Source organism: Pseudomonas sp. NPDC098747 (assembly GCF_044760045.1).
Classification (GTDB): Bacteria; Pseudomonadota; Gammaproteobacteria; order Pseudomonadales; family Pseudomonadaceae; genus Aquipseudomonas.
The window spans coordinates 1-1065 of the sequence record NZ_JBIWAL010000155.1 but is presented as its reverse complement, the minus strand read 5'-3'; the positions used below and the strand labels follow the sequence as shown (position 1 = coordinate 1065).

1 protein-coding gene is annotated in these 1065 nt (G+C 53.8%); it reads left to right on the top strand.

Annotated elements, in window-relative coordinates; all coding sequences use genetic code 11:
• Positions 1-1065, top strand: a 1065-nt coding sequence (locus ACIQVE_RS29750) for an elongation factor G (RefSeq protein WP_402815547.1), incomplete at both ends; no start/stop codon positions are given.

The window sequence follows — 1065 nt, the reverse complement described above, 5'->3', positions numbered from 1 at the left end:
ACTATTGAAGTTGAACGTTCCCTGCGCGTACTCGACGGCGCTGTCGTTGTGTTCTGTGGTACTTCGGGTGTTGAGCCTCAGTCGGAAACCGTATGGCGTCAAGCCAACAAATACGGCGTTCCACGTCTTGTTTATGTAAACAAGATGGACCGTGCTGGCGCTAACTTCCTGCGCGTGATCGCTCAGATCAAGCAGCGTCTGGGTCACACTCCGGTGCCAATTCAGTTGGCTATCGGTTCCGAAGACAACTTCCAGGGTCAGATTGATCTGATCAACATGCAAGCTGTCTACTGGAATGACTCTGACAAAGGTATGGTCCCTGTTCGCAAGGACATTCCTGCTGAGCTGCAAGAGCTCGCTGAAGAGTGGCGCAACAACATGGTTGAAGCTGCTGCCGAAGCCAACGAAGAGCTGATGAACAAGTACCTGGAAGGCGAAGAGCTGACGATCGAAGAGATCAAAGCTGCTTTGCGTCAGCGTACTATCGCCGGCGAAATCGTTCTGGCTGTTTGCGGTTCGTCCTTCAAGAACAAGGGTGTTCCCCTGGTTCTCGACGCCGTTATCGACTACCTGCCTGCGCCAACCGACATTCCTGCTATCAAGGGTACTGACCCAGATAACGAGGAAATCGAGCTGGAGCGTCATGCAGACGATTCGGAGCCGTTCTCGGCTCTGGCGTTCAAGATCGCCACTGACCCATTCGTGGGTACTTTGACCTTCGTCCGCGTTTACTCGGGCGTGTTGAACTCCGGCGACGGCGTGATCAACTCGGTTAAAGGCAAGAAAGAGCGCGTGGGTCGTATGGTGCAAATGCACGCAAACGCCCGTGAAGAGATCAAGGAAGTGCGCGCTGGTGACATCGCGGCCCTGATCGGCATGAAGGATGTCACCACTGGTGAGACCCTCTGCAACGCTGACAAGCCAATCATTCTGGTTCGTATGGACTTCCCGGAGCCGGTTATTTCGGTTGCCGTAGAGCCTAAGACCAAGGATGACCAGGAAAAAATGGGTATCGCTCTGGGCAAGCTTGCTCAGGAAGACCCTTCTTTCCGTGTTAAGACTGAT